The 15,062-nt window shown below is 68.3% G+C and carries 14 protein-coding genes; 9 read left to right on the top strand and 5 right to left on the bottom strand.

From position 1 onward, the window contains the following. The 3 genes from ACOCEP_RS22075 to ACOCEP_RS22065 are packed head-to-tail and all read left to right on the top strand — an operon-like array spanning position 1 to position 2,841. Positions 1 to 747 carry an acetoacetate decarboxylase gene (locus ACOCEP_RS22075; protein WP_482330883.1) on the top strand — a complete coding sequence of 249 codons (747 nt, stop codon included), beginning with the start codon at positions 1 to 3 and terminating at the stop codon, positions 745 to 747. After that, a complete protein-coding gene (locus ACOCEP_RS22070) occupies positions 744 to 1,670 on the top strand; it encodes a 3-hydroxyacyl-CoA dehydrogenase NAD-binding domain-containing protein (protein ID WP_482330882.1) in 927 nt (308 codons plus the stop codon). The genes ACOCEP_RS22075 and ACOCEP_RS22070 overlap by 4 nt, the downstream gene beginning before the upstream one ends. Before the next feature lies 1 nt (position 1,671). Further along, a complete protein-coding gene (locus tag ACOCEP_RS22065; protein WP_482330880.1) occupies positions 1,672 to 2,841 on the top strand; it encodes an acyl-CoA dehydrogenase family protein in 1,170 nt (389 codons plus the stop codon). Between the two features lie 56 nt (positions 2,842 to 2,897). Here ACOCEP_RS22065 and ACOCEP_RS22060 read toward each other — a convergent pair whose 3' ends face one another. After that, positions 2,898 to 4,196: a neutral zinc metallopeptidase gene (locus ACOCEP_RS22060; protein ID WP_482330879.1), complete on the bottom strand. Its 1,299-nt coding sequence runs from the start codon at positions 4,194 to 4,196 to the stop codon at positions 2,898 to 2,900. 334 nt (positions 4,197 to 4,530) lie between these two features. Between ACOCEP_RS22060 and ACOCEP_RS22055 the strand changes: the two genes are divergently transcribed. After that, a complete protein-coding gene (locus ACOCEP_RS22055) occupies positions 4,531 to 5,784 on the top strand; it encodes an HNH endonuclease signature motif containing protein (RefSeq protein WP_482330878.1) in 1,254 nt (417 codons plus the stop codon). 304 nt (positions 5,785 to 6,088) lie between these two features. Beyond that, a complete protein-coding gene (locus tag ACOCEP_RS22050) occupies positions 6,089 to 6,277 on the top strand; it encodes a hypothetical protein (RefSeq protein WP_482330877.1) in 189 nt (62 codons plus the stop codon). 385 nt (positions 6,278 to 6,662) lie between these two features. Here ACOCEP_RS22050 and ACOCEP_RS22045 read toward each other — a convergent pair whose 3' ends face one another. Then, positions 6,663 to 7,862, bottom strand: a complete 1,200-nt coding sequence (locus tag ACOCEP_RS22045) for an LCP family protein (protein ID WP_482330876.1) — start codon at positions 7,860 to 7,862, stop codon at positions 6,663 to 6,665. 174 nt (positions 7,863 to 8,036) lie between these two features. Then, on the bottom strand, positions 8,037 to 8,780 hold the full coding sequence (gene dprE2, locus ACOCEP_RS22040; protein WP_482330874.1) for a decaprenylphospho-beta-D-erythro-pentofuranosid-2-ulose 2-reductase: 744 nt from the start codon (positions 8,778 to 8,780) through the stop codon (positions 8,037 to 8,039). Positions 8,781 to 8,880: 100 nt separating this feature from the next. Here dprE2 and ACOCEP_RS22035 point away from each other — a divergent pair, with 100 nt between their 5' ends. Together ACOCEP_RS22035 and ACOCEP_RS22030 are read left to right on the top strand one after the other, a co-directional pair. Further along, the gene (locus tag ACOCEP_RS22035) at positions 8,881 to 9,507 is read left to right on the top strand and encodes a TetR/AcrR family transcriptional regulator (RefSeq protein WP_482330873.1); all 627 of its coding nucleotides are present in this window, start codon (positions 8,881 to 8,883) and stop codon (positions 9,505 to 9,507) included. A gap of 87 nt (positions 9,508 to 9,594) precedes the next feature. Then, positions 9,595 to 11,109 (top strand): MDR family MFS transporter, encoded by a 1,515-nt coding sequence (locus tag ACOCEP_RS22030; protein ID WP_482339789.1) that lies wholly within the window; start codon positions 9,595 to 9,597, stop codon positions 11,107 to 11,109. Positions 11,110 to 11,204: 95 nt separating this feature from the next. Here the strand turns inward: ACOCEP_RS22030 and ACOCEP_RS22025 are convergent, their stop codons facing one another. Next, positions 11,205 to 11,456 (bottom strand): WhiB family transcriptional regulator, encoded by a 252-nt coding sequence (locus ACOCEP_RS22025; RefSeq protein ID WP_126729318.1) that lies wholly within the window; start codon positions 11,454 to 11,456, stop codon positions 11,205 to 11,207. A gap of 178 nt (positions 11,457 to 11,634) precedes the next feature. Here ACOCEP_RS22025 and shbA point away from each other — a divergent pair, with 178 nt between their 5' ends. Both shbA and ACOCEP_RS22015 read left to right on the top strand, forming a co-directional pair. Next, a complete protein-coding gene (gene shbA / locus ACOCEP_RS22020; protein WP_482339788.1) occupies positions 11,635 to 12,810 on the top strand; it encodes an RNA polymerase sigma factor ShbA in 1,176 nt (391 codons plus the stop codon). 119 nt (positions 12,811 to 12,929) lie between these two features. Beyond that, a complete protein-coding gene (locus ACOCEP_RS22015) occupies positions 12,930 to 13,640 on the top strand; it encodes a DUF4190 domain-containing protein (protein ID WP_482330872.1) in 711 nt (236 codons plus the stop codon). A 5-nt stretch (positions 13,641 to 13,645) separates the two neighbouring features. Here ACOCEP_RS22015 and ACOCEP_RS22010 read toward each other — a convergent pair whose 3' ends face one another. Next, positions 13,646 to 15,019, bottom strand: a complete 1,374-nt coding sequence (locus ACOCEP_RS22010) for an MFS transporter (RefSeq protein ID WP_482330871.1) — start codon at positions 15,017 to 15,019, stop codon at positions 13,646 to 13,648. Positions 15,020 to 15,062: the final 43 nt, after the last annotated feature.

Here is a 15,062-nt window from a genome sequence, read left to right as displayed (position 1 = left end):
ATGAAGCAGCACGACGTTCTCCGGCACGTGACCACCCCGCTCACGAACCCGGCCTACGCGCCGGTGGTGCCCCGGTTCACGAACCGCGAGTACCTGAACATCGTCTACCGCACCGACGCCGACGCCCTGCGCGCCGTCGTACCGGAGCCGCTGCGGATCGACGATCCGCTGGTGCGGTTCGAGGTGATGAAGATGGGCGACGTCAGCGGTTACGGGCCCTACACCGAGTCCGGGCAAGCGATCCCGGTGCGCTTCGAGGGCGAACGCGGCGAGTACCTGCACGCGATGTATCTCGACAACTTCCCGGCCACCGCGTCCGGCCGAGAGATCAGCGCCTACCCGAAGACGAGCGGCTCGCCGAAGCTGTTCGCCGAGAACGGCGCGCTCGTCGGCACACTGGACTACGGCAGCCAGCGCGTCGCCACCGCGACCATGGGCTACAAGCACCACCGGCTGGACGTGGCCGAAGCGAAAGCACAGATCACCGTGCCGACGTTCATGCTCAAGACCATCCCGGACTACGACGGTTCGCCCCGGGTGTTCGAACTGGTCCGCACCGAGATCACCGACGTGGTGGTCAAGGAAGCGTGGACCGGGCCGGCGCGGCTGCAGCTGTTCCAGCACGTCCTGGCCCCGCTCGCCGACCTCCCGGTGCTGGAGGTCGTCTCCGCGAGCCACCTTCTCACCGACCTGACACTCGCCCCGGTCAAGCCGGTCTTCGACTACTTGAAGGGAGCACGGTCATGACTTTTCGCACCGCCGCGGTGATCGGCGCGGGCACCATCGGCCTGTCGTGGACGGCGTTGTTCGCCGCGCACGACATGGAGGTCCAGGTCTCGGATCCGCGTCCGGATCTCGCCGACGCCGTCGCGGACGCACTGGAGGCGTTCGCCCCGCATCTCGGCCGGACCGCCGCGGACCTCGCCCCTCGCGTCCACCTGGCCGCGGACGTCTCCGGAGCCGTCCGGAACGCGGACGTCGTGCAGGAGAACGGACCCGAGAACGTCGAGCTCAAAAAGGACCTGTTCGCGACGCTGGTCCGCGAGGCGCCGTCGCACGCGCTGCTGCTCAGCTCTTCTTCGGCGATCCCCTCGACCGCGTTCGCGGCGGAGCTGGACGACGCGTCTCGAGTCCTCATCGGACACCCGTTCAACCCGCCGCATCTGATCCCGCTGGTCGAGGTCGTACCCGGTGAGCGCACGAGTGCCGAGTCGGTCGAGCGGGCCGTGGAGTTCTACCGGTTCGCCGGCCGCACTCCGGTGGTGGAGCGCAAGGAGATCCCCGGCTTCGTCGGCAACCGGCTGCAGAACGCGCTGAGCCGCGAGGCGATCTACCTGGTGGAACAGGGTGTCGTGTCACCGTCCGAACTGGACGCGGTGATGACGAACTCGCTCGGCGTCCGCTGGTCGACGGTCGGGCCGTTCCTCGGCTCGCATCTGGGCGGCGGCCCCGGCGGCTACCGGCACATGGCCGAGCACATCGGCAAGTCGATGAAGAAGATGTGGGCGGGCCTCGGGCAGCCCTCGCAAGACCCCGAACAACAGGAACGGCTCATCGAAGCCGTGGAATCCGCTTACGGCTCCTCCACGTACTCGGAACTCGCCGAGACGCGCGACCGCAAGCAGCTCGCGGTGCTGTCCGCTTTGGACAGTGCCAGGGAGGAGAACTGAGATGACCGCCGACTTCTACGCCTACGAGGACCTGCTGCCCGAGGAGGAGCGCAAGCTGCTGCTCAAGACCCGCGACTTTATGCGCACCGAGGTCAAGCCGCTGGTGAACGAGTACTGGGCCAAGGGCGAGTTCCCGCACGAACTCGTCGGCAAGTTCCGCGAACTCGGCCTCGCCGGGCTGCCCTACGAGGGCTACGGCGAGCACCTTCCCGCCACCAGTCACCTGCTCAGCGGCATGATGGCGATGGAGATGACCCGCACGGACCCGTCCGTGGCGACGTTCTTCGGTGTCCACAACGGACTCGCGATGTACAGCATCTACTCGGGTGGCAGCCAGGAACAGCGTGATCGCTGGCTCCCGTCGATGGCGGCGATGGACAAGATCGGCGCCTTCGCGATGACCGAGCCGCTCGGCGGTTCCGACGTCGCGGGCGGCATGCGGACGACGGCGCGCCGCGAGGGCGACACCTGGATCCTCAACGGCGCCAAGAAGTGGATCGGCAACGCGACCTTCGCGGACCTCGTCATCGTGTGGGCCCGCGACGAGGCGGACGACCACGTCAAGGGTTTCGTGGTCGAGAAGGATTCGCCGGGATTCGTGCCGGTCAAGATCGAGAACAAGTTCGCGTTCCGGATCGTGGAGAACGCCGAGATCACGCTGACCGACGTCCGGGTGCCGGAGGCAAACCGGCTGCAGGGTATCGATTCGTTCCGCGACGTCGCCGAGATCCTGCGCGCGACGCGGGGCGGCGTGGCCTGGCAGGCGCTGGGCGTGATGATCGGCGCCTACGAACTCGCGCTGGACTACGCCAAGGAACGCGAGCAGTTCGGCCGTCCGATCGCACGGTTCCAGCTGGTGCAGGACCTTCTGGTGAAGAGCCTCGGCAACATCACCGCGTCGTGGGGCATGCTGGTGCAGCTGGCCAGGCTGCAGGACGCCGGGATCTTCAAGGACGAGCACTCGTCGCTGGCGAAGGCCTTCGTGACCTCGCGGATGCGGGAGGTGGTCGCCTGGGGCCGCGAGATCTTCGGCGGCAACGGGATCGTGCTGGACAACGACATCATGCGGTTCTTCACCGACGCCGAGGCGATCTACTCGTTCGAAGGCACCCGGGAGATGAACACGCTGATCGTCGGGAAGGCGATCACCGGCCAGAGCGCCTTCGTGTGAGCTCGCTTTGCGCGTGAAGGCCCCCTTCCCTCGGCTGAGCCGAGGGAAGGGGGCCTTCACGCGCGATACTTCTCGCCGCACGTCTCCTGGGTGCCGGAGGAGAAACCGTCGCGGAAGGCGGCGACCCTGGCGAAACCGGCCGGGAGCGTCCGGCCCCGGACGTCCGCCGCGATCAGGCTGTTCCGCGTCAGCATCTCGGCGATCGCCTCGTCGAGGTCACCCGGCGACAGTGTGAGCGCGCCGCCGTCCACGAGGGTCGACGCCCAGAAGCCGGTGAGGCACGCGGTGCGCTGCGCGGCCACCGGACCGTCGAGCCGGAACCCGCCCTCCTGCTGGACCGCGAGCGTGTAGCGCGACGCGACCTCGGCGAACGCGGCGAAATCACCGATGCCGCCCTGCCGTCCCCTGCGCGGCGGGGTGCCGATGCGGACCAGGCCGTCGAGGTCGAGATTGATCTGGTTGGACTCCGAGCAGTACGACGCGAGCGCGTCCTCCACCGTCACGCCGCAGGCGGCTCCGGTGGTGAGCGTCGGCGGGGTGGCCCCGAGCCGGAAAGCCTGCCGCAGACTGGTGGTGAGGTCGGCGAGGGCTTGACGGTCGTCGAGACGGACGTTCTCCGCACCCGAACCGGACCCGGCTTGGGTGCTCCGGCCTTCGATTTCCCGCTCGTCGATCTTGGCGCACCGGGCGGGCCCGTCGGTGAAGCCGAACTGGAACGCGGACACCCGGTCGAACGCGTTGCCGTGCGCGCCCTCGTCGTCGAAAGCCACCCCCGCGGAGTCCCGGATCCGGAACAACGCCGTGAGCACCTCGTTGAGCCCGCGGCCGGTGGACACCTGGAACATCGGCGACCGGCCCTCGGCCACCCAGCGGAAGTACGCGCCGGTGTAGCAATCGGCCTGCTGCTCCTTGACGATCGACGGGCTCGCGGCGGACAGCCCCAGCCGGAACTGGACGGCGTGACCGATCTCGTGGGCGAGCACGGCCATCACCGCCGCCGGGCCGAGGGAATCGTTGAGCGACGGCAGCAACTCCCCGCGATCCCACGCGACGACGTCTTCTCCCGAGCAATAGAAGGCGTTCACCAGTCCAGCGGTCGAGGCTCCGCAGATCTCGCGGCCGCGGCCGCCCGAGTCGTAGGAGACGAGAGTGGCCAAAGGCCGGAACTCGCGCTCGAAGGTCGCGGGCAGATGCTCGCGCCAATACCGCTGGACGTCGGCGACGGCGTTGGCCGCGAGCCGGTCGATCTCGCCGCCGTCACCACCGTCGACCGGGAGCCCGGCGTCCAGGACGCCGGGTTTGAGACCGCTGGGGCCGTCGGTGACCTCGAGCCCCGCGACCCTCGTGGGATCCACCGGTTGTGCCGCTCCCCCTACAGTCGCGGCACAACCGGTGAGACAGAGGAAGAGACTCACCAGAATCGTCCAGCGCTTCATCACACCATCCCGTCTCCGTGGCCACCCCTGACTCCTGGGACACGGATGGCGGCGTGACGTGGTTCAAAAGAATCTTGGGCGCTTCACAGGTGGCCGAGGCACCCGACGCTGCGGGTTTCCGCAATTAGCCGACTAATTGCTTTACGGTAGGCGACGCTTCCCGGCTGTTTCACTCTTCAGTGTTGTTCGCGTGTTTCGCTGGTCGCTTAAAATTACGAACACATGTTCGACATTGTTGCGGTATTATGGGGAGGTGTCCGAGACCTTTCTTCCCGAGTTGCCGCAGGAGTTGTGGCGTGCCGGCAAGCTGGAGCTTGCCCAGGGTGTGCAGCATGCCCTGCAGGTGATCCGGATTGCCAGTGCCGCGTTGGGGCAGTTCCTGGCGGAGATCGAGTCTCGGGGCGTCAAAGACCTGTACGGGCATGGCAGCACAGCCAGCTGGTACGCGGAGCTGGCCGGGTTGTCGCGGGGTGAGGCGGGTGCGGTGGTGAAACGCGCGATCGCGTTGAACCCCACCCGGGCCTTGGACGGCACCGAGGTCCCGCCTGGTGCTCCCACCACTGCGGCGATGGCGGCGGAAGGCTTGGTCGGGGATGAGCGGATCGATCAGATCCTGGAGATCGTGAAAAGACTCCCCGCGGATACTTCTGCCGAGGATCGGGCGGAGGCGGAGAAGATTCTTGGTGAGCTTGCCCCGAACGCGGGTCCCCGTCAGCTTGTCGAGGCTGAGGCGAAACTGCTGGGCTGGCTCGACCCGGACGGCAACGAACCCAAAGACCCCGAACCCAAAGAACCGCGTCGGGAGATCACCCTGGAGCGGCGCAGAGACGGGTTCTGGAAACTCACCGGGCTGCTGGACGACGAGACCGGCGCCCGCACCGCCGCCGCGTTGGAGGCGTATGCCCAGCCCCGGCCCGTCGACGAATTCGGGCAAGCCGACCTGCGGATGAAATGCGAACGCCTCGGCGACGCCTGGGCCGAGCTGCTGGATCTGGCGATCGCCTGCCCGGACCAACCGGGCACCAGCGGCTACCGCACCCTGGTGAACGTCACCATCGGACTCGAGGAACTCAAAACCGGCCTCGGCACCGCCTGTCTGGACTTCGTGGGGACGATGACCGCCCGCGAAGCACGGCTGGCGGCCTGCGACTGCCTCATGCTGCCGGTCGTCATGAGCGCAGCCGGAGAACCGCTGGATGTGGGGCGGCTGCGGCGGTTCGTTACACCAGGGCAGCGACGGGCGCTGAACATCCGCGACGGAGGCTGCGCCTTCCCCGGCTGCCACCGCAAACCCAAGAATTGTCACGCCCATCACATTCAGCACTGGGTGGACGGCGGACCCACCGATCTGCGGAATCTCGTGCTGCTGTGCGGCTTCCACCACCGGTTGATCCACCACGGCGACTGGGAAGTACGGATGGCGGCCGACGGGCTACCCGAGTTCATTCCGCCTCAGTATCGGGATCCGCTCCGACAACCGCGGCGTAACACCCTGCACCACCGCTGAACCCCCGAAGAGCCCGTCGGCCACCCGGCGACGGGCCCTTCGGCATGCCCGCCGTTGATGAGGAATTCGCGCAACTCACGTCCCAGAACCTTCATCAATGACCGAAGCAGCAGCGCGGATGCGCGAGCTGGTCTACAGGCTCAAATCAGCGTCTCGCCCGGCTTAGGTCGTGGACAACGAGCCGACCTCGGCCTCGGAGAACATCACCTAACCTTGTCGTTTGAGGGCTGGCGTCCAGCCTGAACCCGGGAAACCCGGTTGCCGTCGAGTGCGATCCTGGACGGCGGGTACAAGGGGAGGACTGTTGGCGAAGCGGCAGTACGTGGCGAGGGGCGTGCCTGGTGGGTACCGGATCTGGGACAACAAGGCGCGGCGGTGGTGGGGCGACCACTACGAGCTATGCCCCGACGACCTTCTCGCCGAACTGAACGGCGCCGCCGACCCCGCGCGGATCACTGTCCTGCTCAAGCGTTACCGGGCGCTCCGGCGCTGAGTTTGTCTTCCAGGCCTCGGCGTACACCCCTGGTTGATCATGGACACATCCTTCGCTGATCATCTTCTTGCGACAGAAGGGTGTTCGACCCAGGGCTGCGTGATCAGCATGCACGACCTCGGGCGTTCGGGGAGTTGTCCCGGTTTCGACTGGAGTTCCACCGGTGCTTGCCCCCGGCGGGCGGACGGGCTGTTCGAGCTCGCAGGCGCGGGCGTGTGGCCTGTACGACGCGATCAACAACGGCCGCGTCGACGTCGGCCGGACGCGTACAGCGCTGGCCGGTCTTCCACCTCCCCTCCGAGAAGCCCGCTACGCCAGACAGATCACGCTCCCCACGGCGAGCACCACGGCCCCCGGAGGCCCCTATCCCAGCGCGACCGACCGCTCAGTTCACGCAGCCGGCCATCGCGGGCGGCGTGGAAGCAGCGGAAGACGAAGGCGGAGCCGCGATCGAAGAAGTGGCCGCGACCGGTTTGATCCCGATCCCGCCGGTCGGCTCCCCCACCGCGGCGACGCTCGTCGAGTTCAGCGCGGCCTTCACGAACGCCTGCACCTCGGCCGGATCCACCTTCACCGCGTCGCCGTCCGACGGCGTCGGCAGGGAGAGACTCTGGACCGGGATCGTCTGGAACTTCAGCGCCCCGGAACTCATCCCCCGCAACTGCTGCGCGAAGCCGAGCACGTCCCAGCCGCGGTCGAGCACGACCGAACCCTGGACCGCGCCGACCAGCGCGCTCAGCCTGGCAGGATCGGTGAACGTCCCGGCGTCCAGGACGGTCTTGGCCATACTCGAAAGGAACGCCTGCTGCCGGGCGATGCGGTCGAGGTCGCTGGGCAGCCCGTGCCGCTGCCGCACGAAGGCGAGCGCCTGCGGGCCGGAGAGCAGCTGTTTGCCCGCCGGGAACGACGCCCCGGAGAACTTGTCCTGCACCGCTTCGTTGAGGCAGACCTCGACCCCGCCGACGGCTTCGCTCAGCGCGGAGAAGCCGGCGAGGTTGACCGCCGCGTAGTGGTTGATCGACAGCCCGGTGAACCGCTCGATCGTCTGGATCGTGAGTTTGGCGCCCTCCTCGTTGGCCTTGACCTCGATCTGCGGGCCGGAGAGGCCCTGCGCGCGCAGCGAGTTCATCGCGGCGTTCTTGCCGCGGCTGTACGCCGAATTGATCTTGTGCTTGCCGAACCCGCTCGCGATGTCCACATAGGAATCACGCGGGATCGAGATGGCCGTCGCGGCCGCGCCGCCCGCCGGGATGTGAACGATGATCATGGTGTCGGTGGTGTCCCCGCCGTCGTCGCTGTCCCCGGCGTGCAACGCGTCGAGGACGTTCTGCGGCAACGGGTTCCCGTTCGTGTCGGTGCGGGAGTCGATGCCGACGAGCAGGATGTTCTGCGCCACCTTCAGCGGCTCCCCCGCCGGGCCTTCGGGCACCTGGGCGGAGGGCGCGATGACGTCGGCCGTGACGATCGCTTGGTCCAAACGGCTCAGCTGGGTCCACGCGAAACCCGTGACACCCAGGACGGCCGTCGACACCAGGCCCAGTGCGACGCGGCCGCCGATGCGCCGTCCTCGCGACGTGAGCAGCACGACTTCTCCCCGCTTCCGTGAATGATCCCCCGCGTTCGAGGATCACCGCGTTAGCTGGGAATTACCTGAGAAACGTGTCATAACCGGGTCTTAAAGCCCGTTCGGAGCAGCCGGAGTGATCAAGCGGACAACCGGCCGCGACACCGAGTACCGGACCGACCGCGCAGCGCTCTCCTACCGGGGCATCCGGCGCCAGATCGCCCGTGGCACCACGCGCATCACCGAGAACACCAGCCTCAGAAGTCCCGGCACCCACACGGTTCCCCGGCGTTTCCGGAGCGCGGCGACCGTCGCGTCGGCGACCTGGTCCGGAGTGCTGGAGAACGGCGCGGGCGACATTCCTTCGGTCATCCGGCCGATCACGAACCCGGGCCGGACGAGCAGGAGGTGCACGCCGGTGCCGTGCAGGGCGTCGGCCAGGCCGCTCGCGAAACCGTCGAGGCCGGCTTTCGCCGATCCGTAGACGTAGTTCGCCCGCCGCACCCGCACCCCGGCGACCGACGAGAAGACCACCAGGCTTCCGTTTCCTTGCTCACGAAGCACATTCGCCACATGCGTCAGCACACTCACATGAGCCACATAGTCCGTGTGGACGATCGCGACGGCGTGGGCGGCGTCCGCTTCGGCGCGCGCCTGGTCGCCGAGGATCCCGAAAGCGGTGACGACGACGTCGAGCGGCCCGTGTTCCGCGACGACCTTCTCCAGGAACGGGCCGTGCCCGGCGAGGTCGTCGGCGTCGAACTCGACGGCTTCGACGGCTTCGGCCCCCGCGGCCAGCAGCCGCTCGGACTCCGCGCCGAGGTCCGCGCTCCGTCGCGCAGCCAGCACGATCCGGCGCGCCCCGCCCTTGGCGAGCCGTTCCGCGACCGCGAGGCCGATCTCGCTGCGTCCGCCCAGCACCAGCACCGTTCCGCTCACGCGACGCAGTCTGCCAGGCGGCCCGGAGCCGGTCGCCAGTGGCACGTTTCACAGACTGCAATTTTGCAGTATCTGCATCTTCGCGCGTATCGTGGTGCTCATGCCCGAACCCGTCAAAGGTCTCCGCGAGCGCAAACGGCTGGAAACCCACCGCGCGCTGGCGACCACCGCCGTCCGGCTCGTCGCCGAACGCGGCCTGGACCAGGTGACGGTCGAGGACATCAGCGCGGCGGCGGGGGTTTCACCGCGCACCTTCTTCAACTACTTCGCGTCCAAAGAGGACGCTGTCGTCATCGCGCACGCCGACACCGCCGAGCGGACCCAGCGCACCATCGACAAGTTCCTTGCCACACCGAAGGAAGTCAGCGCTCCACGCGCTCTCGTCGACGCGCTGAAGGAAGACTTCGCCCAGGTCGACGAGAACCGCGAAGAGTGGCTCGGCCGGATGAAGGCCATTCAGGAGAACGCCACCCTGCATTCGCGCGCGGTGGCGATGAACCACGACACCATCGCGCCACTGATCGAGGCGATCGCGCGCCGCACCGGCGTGGATCCCCAGGCCGAGCTGTACCCGGCGCTGCTGCTGTCCGCGCTCGGCGGCGCGGTGAACGCCGTGCTCATGCTCTGGTACCAGCACGACGGCCGGGTGTCCGCGCTCGATCTGCTGGACGACGCCGTCGAAACGCTTCTCGCCGGGCTCCCGGAGCCCGGCGGCCGCGCGCGCTGACGCGCCCGGCACCACAGAACACGAAGGGGGACGCCCATGTCCGTATCCACGACCGAACCACGGGAACCGGAGGCCCCGGCGGGCTCGATGGACCGCAGACAGGTCCTCGAAGCGATGTCGGGGCTGATGATGGGCATGTTCGTCGCCATCCTCGCCTCGACGGTGGTCGCGAACGCGTTGCCGCGGATCGTCTCCGAGCTCGGCGGCTCGCAGGCCTCCTACACCTGGGTGGTCACCACCGAGCTGCTCGCGATGACCGCGACGGTTCCGCTCTGGGGCAAGCTTTCCGATCTGTACAACAAGAAACTGCTGATCCAGCTCTCGCTCGGCCTGTTCGTGGTCGGTTCGCTGGTCGCCGGGTTCGCGGGCAACATCGAGCTCCTGATCGGCAGCCGGGTCGCGCAGGGCATCGGCGCCGGCGGGCTCACCGCGCTCGCGCAGGTGATCATGGCCGCCATCGTCTCCCCGCGTGAGCTCGGGAAGTACTCGGGCATCTTCGGTGCCGTGTTCGCCGTCGGGACCATCGCGGGCCCGCTGATCGGCGGCGTCATGGTGGACACCTCGTGGCTCGGCTGGCGCTGGTGCTTCTTCCTCGGTGTCCCGTTCGCGATCGCGGCGATCCTGCTGCTGCAGCGCACCTTGAACCTGCCGACGATCAAACGTGACGTGAAGGTCGACTACCTCGGCGCGTTCCTGATCATGGCCGGTGTCTCGACGCTGCTGGTCTGGTCGTCACTGGCCGGGCACCAGTTCGCCTGGGGCTCCTGGTGGACGGTCGGCCTGGTGGGCGCCGGCGTGATCGTCCTCGCCCTCGCCGTCTACGTCGAGTCGAAGGTGGCCGAGCCGATCCTGCCGCTTGGCCTGTTCCGCAACCACACGGTCGCCCTGACCACCCTCGCGAGCTTCCTCGTGGGTGTCGCGATGTTCGGCGGCACGGTGTTCCTGTCGCAGTACTTCCAGCTTTCGCTCGGCAAGTCGCCGACGGTGGCCGGGCTGCTGAGCCTGCCGATGATCTTCGGCATCCTGGTGTCCTCCACGGTCTCCGGCCAGCTGATCAGCCGGACCGGCAAGTGGAAGAGCCACCTGCTGCTCGGCGCCGCGCTGATGACCGCGGGCCTCGGCCTGCTGGGCACCATCGACGCGAAGACGAACCTCGTCGTCCTCGGCGCGTACATGGTGCTTCTGGGCGTGGGCGTCGGCATGCTGATGCAGAACCTGGTCCTGGTGTCCCAGAACGACGTCGACGCGCACGACCTCGGCACGGCGACCTCCACGCTGTCGTTCTTCCGCAGCCTCGGCGGTTCCATCGGGGTGAGCGCGCTGGGCGCGGTGCTCGCGAACCGGGTCCTCGCGTTGATGAGCGAGCAGCTCGGGCCGCTGCCCGGTGGCGGCGAAGGCGGCGCGGTGCCGAACATCGCCGCGCTGCCCGAACCGGTCGCGAACGTGGTCCGCGAGGCCTACGGGGAGGCGACCAGCGAACTGTTCCTGATCAGCGCTCCGATCGCGTTGCTGGTCGTCGTCGCCGTCGCCTTCCTCAAGCACAAGCCGCTCAAGACCCAGTCGGGCAACGAGCGGCTGGCCGAGGAGTCCGCCGCCGCCTGACCGTCACGGCGGAGGGGCCCGGTTCGGTGAACCGGGCCCCTCTTTTCGCGCGCACGACGAACACGACGGAAATTCGTCAACACGATCGAATGCTTTCAGGCGGCACTGCCGACACGAATCACGTGGCGCCGCTCGCTGCCGGTCAGCCCGCCGAAAACTCCATGGGCCAACCCGTTTTCCACGGCGTAGGCCAGGCAGGCCGAAGTGACCGGGCACCGGGCGCAGACGGCCTTCGCCCTGGCGGCTTGCCGTGCGCCGGGACCGGTTTCGGTGACCGGGAAGAACAGTTCGGGATCCTCACCGCGGCAAGCGGCCTCGCTCAGGTCACCCGCCATCCTCATTTCCATTTTCCTATCACCTCCTTTTTCCCGATTTTCCCTTCCTCGTCAAACGACTTCCGGGTATCCGGGCTCGTACGCCACGCAAACATCACCTTGACCGAATCGTTACACTCAGCGGCCCGCTCACTGCACCTGTCCTGTGAGGGCATTCGCGTCAGGCGGCGGAGAGCGGTGAGTGCGGGTGATGGGCCACGACGGGTTCGACGAGTTCTTCCACGCCGAATATCCGCTGCTCACCGGCTTTCTGTGCAAGGCGGGCTTCGCACTGGACCCGGCACGGGACGCGGCCGCGGAGGCGATGCTGAACGCCTACGAGGGCTGGCCGGGCATCGCGCAGCCGAAGGCCTGGGTCCGCCGAGTCGGGCATCGGCGGGCGAAGGAACAGACGGCGACCAGGGCCGACTGGGCCTTCGACGACGCGGGCCGGGAGGACAAGCTCAGCGCCCTCGCCGACGAGGCTTCGTCCGTCCTGACGATGCTGGGAAGGCTGCCGAAACGGCAGCAGCTCGGCATGGCGTGGGCGCTGGACGGGTACTCGTCGCGGGAGATCTCCGGCGTGCTCGGGATCGCGGACGAGGCGGTCGGCGCGACCCTCCGCCACGCGCGCGGCCGTCTGGCGGAGCACGACCCCGACTACGCCGACCGCCTGGACGACGCCAACAGCGCCTTCATCGACGCCCTGAGATCCGGCCTCGACGTCGAGGACACCCTGTCCCGGATCAAGAACCGCGCGATGATCCGGGAACTCGCACTGGTGGCGCCCGGCGCCCCGGCGCGATCGGAACCCGAACAGGTGACGCCGTCGCGCTGGTACACCCTCGACGAACCCGTCGCTGCCGCCGGACGAGGGGACGGGCGGGCGCTGAACCAGCTGCTGACCGCCATCCGCCCGCTCGTGATCCGGTACTGCCGGGCGCGGATCGGCCGGCAGGAACGGACCTACGCCTCAGCGGACGACGTCGCGCAGGAGGTCTGCGTGGCGATCCTCCGCGCGCTGCCGACCTACCGTGAGCGAGGACGGCCGTTCCTCGCTTTCGTCTACGGCATCGCCCACCACAAGGTCGCCGACGCCCGCCGCGCCGCCGCGCGCAACCGCACCGAACCCGTCGCCGAGGTCCCCGACGGGATCTCGGAATCCGCCGGCCCGGAACAGCACGCGCTGCACAACGAATTGAGCGACCGCATGGGCGAACTGCTGCGGATCCTGCCGGACAAACAGCGGGAGATCGTCGTGTTGCGGATCGTCGTCGGCCTGTCCGCGGAGGAGACCGCCGGGGTGGTCGGCTCGACGGCGGGGGCCGTGCGAGTGGCGCAGCACCGGGCTTTGACACGATTGCGGAAAATCCTCACGGATACCTGATCGTTACGATTTCCTCGTAACATCCGGCCATTCCGATTCGCGCGAAAATCGCGAACGCCGGAACGTAACACGGGAATACGTCACGCCGATCTCCACGCGAAGACAGCGAAAGGATCATCGTGACCACTCCCTCTCCGTACCCTTATCAGGCGGCCCCCGTCGCCACGCCTCCACGTAACGGATTGGGCACCGCGGGGTTCGTCCTCGGCCTCGTCGGGCTGGTGTTCTCGCCGATCCCGTTCATCGGCGTCATCGCCTGGCCGCTCGTCATCGTCGGCCTCATCCTCGCCGGAATCGGTTTCTCCCGCGCGAAAAGCGGCGTCGCGACCAACAAGGGCCTCGCGCTCACCGGCATCATCCTGTCCGCGGTGGGCTTGGTCATCTGCATTCTCTGGACGGTCGTGTTCAGCAAGGCCGTCGTCGACGCGGCGAACTCGCTCCCGACGGCGCCGATTTCCGCTCCTGGCGTCCCGCCGGGCAACGAAGCGGGAACCTCCGCGGCGGAACAGCCCGCCAAACAGCAGGCCACCGAGCACACGGTGGTCTACCGGGTGACCGGGACCGGCGGCGCCAAGGCGGGCAACATCACCTACACGACCGACGGGATGACCACCAGCAACCAGGAAGCCAACGTCAAGCTCCCGTGGGAGAAGACGATCAAGCTGCCCGCCGGTGAGGCTCTGCAGATGGTCAGCATCCTGGCGCAGGGCAGCGGCAAGGGTGCCATCAAGGTCACCATCGAGGTCGACGGCAAGCTCGTCAAGGAAGCCAGCGCCGAGGAGTACGGCATCGCGCACGCGAACGAGAACATCGGCTCGCTCGGCAACTGAGCGGCTCAGGCGTCCGGGCGCCTTCCGGCGAGTACGGCGAGCCCGCACAGCACCACCGCGCCGATCGCCGCGACCACGGCGAGCCCGGTGGTGAAAGCGTGCCCGCGCTGGACGAAGGCGCCGACGCTGCCGAGGACGGCGACCCCGAGTGCCAGCCCGAATTCCACGCTGGTCTCCGACAACGCCGACGCCGCACCGGCCCGGGCCGGTGGTGCCGCGCCGATCACGATCTCCGTGCTCAGCGCCATCACCGGCCCCAGGCCGAGATAGACCAGCACGAGACCGGCGACCAGCGGCGCGATCCCGTCTTCGGCCGGGGTCGAGGCCAGCACGCCGAAGCCGAGCGCCGACACCACCAAGGACGACGCGAACAGGCGGTGGACCGGGATCCGGCGAGCCAGCGCCGGAGCCGCGACCGAGGTGAGGACCATCGCGACCGCGGAAGGCACCAACCACGTCCCGGCCGCGATCGGGGACAGATCCGCTTCCTGCTGGAGATAGAGCGCGGCGAAAAGATAGATCCCGGCGACGCAGGCGAGCGCGCCGAGGAGGACCAGCAGCGCGTTGCGGAACGGCCGCGCCGCGAACAGCCGGAGGTCGATCAGCGGCACGCTCAACCGTCGTTGCCGCCGCAGGAACACGATTCCGGCGGCGCCGCCGAGCAGCAGGGCGATCACTCCCGCCACCGCGGATCCGCCCTCCGCGAGATGCTTGATGCCGTAGACGATCGGCAGCACGGTCGCCAGGGACAGGCCCACGCTCGCCAGGTCCGGCTTGCCGGGCTCGGGGTCGCGGTACTCCGGCAGCAGGAACGGGCCGGCGATCAGCAGCAGGGCCATCACCGGGACGGCGAGCAGGAACACCGAACCCCACCAGAACCACTCGAGCAGCAGCCCGCCCGCCACCGGACCGAGCGCCACGCCGCCGGACAGGCCGGCGGACCACAGTCCGATCGCGACCCCGCGCTGACGAGGATCACCGAACATGTTCCCGATCAGCGCGAGAGTGGACGGCATGAGCGTGGCACCGGCGATGCCGAGCAGCCCGCGGGCGACGATGAGCAGTTCGGCCGACGGCGCGTAGGCCGCCAGCGCCGAAACGACCAGGAAGGCCGCCGCGCCGATCAGCAGCAGCCTTCGCCTGCCGATGCGGTCGCCCAGTGTGCCCATGGTGACGAGGAAACCGGCGACCAGGAAGCCGTAGGCGTCGGAGATCCAGAGCAGCTGGCCCGGGCTCGGGGCCAGTTCGGCGGAGAGGCTGGGCAGCGCCAAGTAGAGCACCGTGGCGTCCATGGACAGCAACGCGGTCGGCAGGACGAGCACGGCGAGGCCGAGCCATTCCCGTGGCCCGGCGGAGATTTCGAGGTGTCGGTCGGACATGCCTCGACGCTAAAGTCTCACATGTATGTGAGAGTCAAGGGCG

It is taken from the genome of Amycolatopsis sp. CA-211722 (assembly GCF_056828465.1).
This window is presented reverse-complemented; position numbering and strand designations above follow the sequence as displayed.